Annotated in this window: 2 protein-coding genes; one reads left to right on the top strand and one right to left on the bottom strand. The window is 55.0% G+C overall.

Features of this window, described 5'->3' with window-relative positions; all coding sequences use genetic code 11:
- Positions 1–1249, top strand: a 1249-nt coding sequence (locus AC1DRJ_RS23335) for an RHS repeat-associated core domain-containing protein (RefSeq protein ID WP_477804231.1), incomplete at its 5' end; no start/stop codon positions are given.
- A gap of 82 nt (positions 1250–1331) precedes the next feature.
- Here the strand turns inward: AC1DRJ_RS23335 and AC1DRJ_RS23330 are convergent.
- The gene (locus tag AC1DRJ_RS23330; protein WP_477804230.1) at positions 1332–2783 is read right to left on the bottom strand and encodes a mannose-1-phosphate guanylyltransferase/mannose-6-phosphate isomerase; all 1452 of its coding nucleotides are present in this window, start codon (positions 2781–2783) and stop codon (positions 1332–1334) included.
- Between the last annotated feature and the right edge of the window lie 130 nt (positions 2784–2913).

The raw sequence follows: 2913 nt of genomic DNA, 5'->3' as shown, positions 1-2913 counted from the left end.
CGCCCGCACCGTGATCGCTGAAGTTCGCTATTTGCCGCAGCTGGAACTTCGCACCGACCGTGGCACCGGGGAGGCGCTGCAGGTCATCACCGCTCAGTGCGGTCTGAATACTGTCCGGGTGTTGCACTGGGAAAGCGATCCGCCGTCCGGCTTCAACGATCAGTACCGTTTCACCCTGACCGATCACCTGAACTCCTGCACCGTGGAATTGGCCGATGACGGACGAATCATCAGCCGCGAAATCTTTTATCCCTTCGGTGAGACCGCGTGGTTTGCCGGTTCGGATGCAATTGAAGTCGGCTACAAAACCATTCGTTATTCGGGTAAGGAGCGTGATGCGACGGGGCTTTATTACTATGGGATGAGGTTCTACATACCCTGGTTACAGCGCTGGCTTAATACTGATCCCGCTGGCGAGGTGGACGGGCTCAATCTTTATCGAATGGTTCGTAACAACCCATTGACGTTTTTTGACGAACAGGGAGAAGAGCCTCAGTCAAAAACATCATTAACCACCGCTAGCGGTATTTTTGAAGCTTACAAGGAAGGCTACAGTGATGTTGATAGACAGCTTCCCTTCAAAATGATGGCCGATATCACCGGCAACAAATTGATCTTCAAAAATAACAAGGCACCTGCTGGAATGCTCGAAAAAACCAGCACCAAGCGTTTCACTTTGAGGCATTACACCGTTTCTGGCAGTAAAGGGGATACGCCGCCCTTTATGGAGATAGCGTCAAACTTTTCGCTGGTCCATAAAAACGTGAAAACGTTGGGTGGAAAGGGGGGGAATACCAACGAGAAGGACTGGACGAAGGCAGGGAACAGCGCTTTTACCTTTTTTCTTCTGGCAGTGGATGGTGAAGTCAATGAGCGAAAATTCCTTCAATCAATGACTCACTTCGCCGAATACGATCTAGGGGATGACAGAGCGCTGGAAGATGCGCTTGGGCCAGGTTTCGATAATGTCGAGTTTTTTGCCTCCCCTGACGTACTGGACCCAAAGCATTCCGCAAATCTGGCAACCGTACCGATGGTAAAGGGGCGGTTGAAGGATTTGAAGGCGCTGCTGTTGGGTAGCTCGGGAATTGCTGCGGTTCAGGTGGGAAGAATGGATTCGAAATCATTGCTTAATAGTATTGATAATGCATTTGGTGGAAGCCTCGAGATCAAAGTTCCTGGCTCGATAAAAGTTAAAACATGGCATAAGAAAACAACCATGCCGTCTGTTGGTAAGAGGGCAGCATGATCGCGTAAAAAAGCCCCCGCCCAACCCACTGCGGATAGGGAACGCAGCGGGCTGGACGGGGGCTTCTTGTTTTACTGAACGCTTACTGCGCGATGGTTTTCACCGACACGCCGCGCTCGATCGGGGTGGAGCGACCGTAGATATCTTCAAACCGCTCGATATCGTCTTCACCCAGATAGCTACCCGATTGCACTTCGATGATCTCGAGTGGAATCTTGCCCGGGTTACGCAAACGGTGGACCGACGCGATCGGGATGTAGGTCGACTGGTTCTCGCACAGCAGGAACACGTTCTCATCGCAGGTCACTTCGGCGGTGCCGCTGACCACGATCCAGTGTTCGGCGCGATGGTGGTGCATTTGCAACGACAGGCACGCACCCGGTTTGACCGAGATGTGCTTGACCTGGAAGCGGCCGCCCATGTCCACCGAGTCGTAGGAACCCCAAGGGCGATAGACTTCGCAGTGGTTCTGAGTTTCGCTGCGGCCCAGTTCGTTGAGGGTGTTGACCATCTGTTTCACGCCTTGGACCTTGTCCTTGTGCGCAATCATCATGGCGTCTTTGGTTTCGACGACCACGATGTTTTCCAGGCCGATCACCGACACCAGCTTGCCGTTGCCGTGGATCATGCAGTTTTTGCTGTCCTGAATGATCACGTCGCCTTTGGTGACGTTGCCGTTGGCGTCTTTTTCATTCACTTCCCACAGCGACGACCAGCAACCGACATCGCTCCAGCCGGCAGTCAGCGGTACAACGCAGGCGCGCTGGGTTTTTTCCATCACCGAATAGTCGATGGAGTTGTCCGGGCAGCAGGCGAACGTGGCTTCGTCCAGGGTGATGGTGTCGTTGTCGTGGTCACTGCGTTCCAGCGTCAGCAGGCAAGTGTCGTAGATGTCCGGGTCGTGCTTTTTCAGTTCTTCGAGGAAGCGGCTGGCGCGGAACAGGAACATGCCGCTGTTCCAGAAATACCCGCCGGACGCGACGTACTCGGTGGCGCGTTTCACGTCAGGTTTTTCGACGAAGTGCGAGACGCGGCTGACGCCTTCCGGCAGCAGCGAATCGTTGGTCGACTTGATGTAGCCGTAGCCCGTTTCCGGTTTGGTGGCCGGGACGCCGAACAGCACCATTTCGCCGTTTTCGGCCGCGACGGTGGCAAGGGCCAAGGCGCGTTGCAGGGCTTTCTGGTCTTCCAGCACGTGGTCGGCCGGCAGCACCAGCATCAGCTCGTCGCGACCTTCATYGACCAGCATCATCGCGGTCAAGGCCACAGCCGGCGCGGTGTTGCGACCGAAGGGCTCCATGATGATGCGCTGGGCTTCCAGTTTGCGGTTGCTCAACTGCTCGTTGACGATGAAGCGGTGGTCCTTGTTGCACACCACAATCGGCGTGTCCATGCCTTCGAACACCAGGCGTTCCAGGGTTTGCTGGAACAGCGTGTGTTCGCCGGTCAGGGCGAGGAACTGCTTAGGGAACTGCTTACGAGAAAGCGGCCAAAGACGTGAGCCGCTACCACCTGACAAGATCACCGGAATCATGTTGTTACTCCTTTAAAATCGATTGGTTAGAGCTACGAACGTTCTGTCGTTTCACTCTTGTTCTTATTCCGTAGCCAGGCCGTTTCACCGTGTAGCAGCTGCCGAGCCTGCGAGGCTGCGTTCGGCGGCG

It is taken from the genome of Pseudomonas sp. P5_B2 (assembly GCF_056400445.1).
This window is presented reverse-complemented; position numbering and strand designations above follow the sequence as displayed.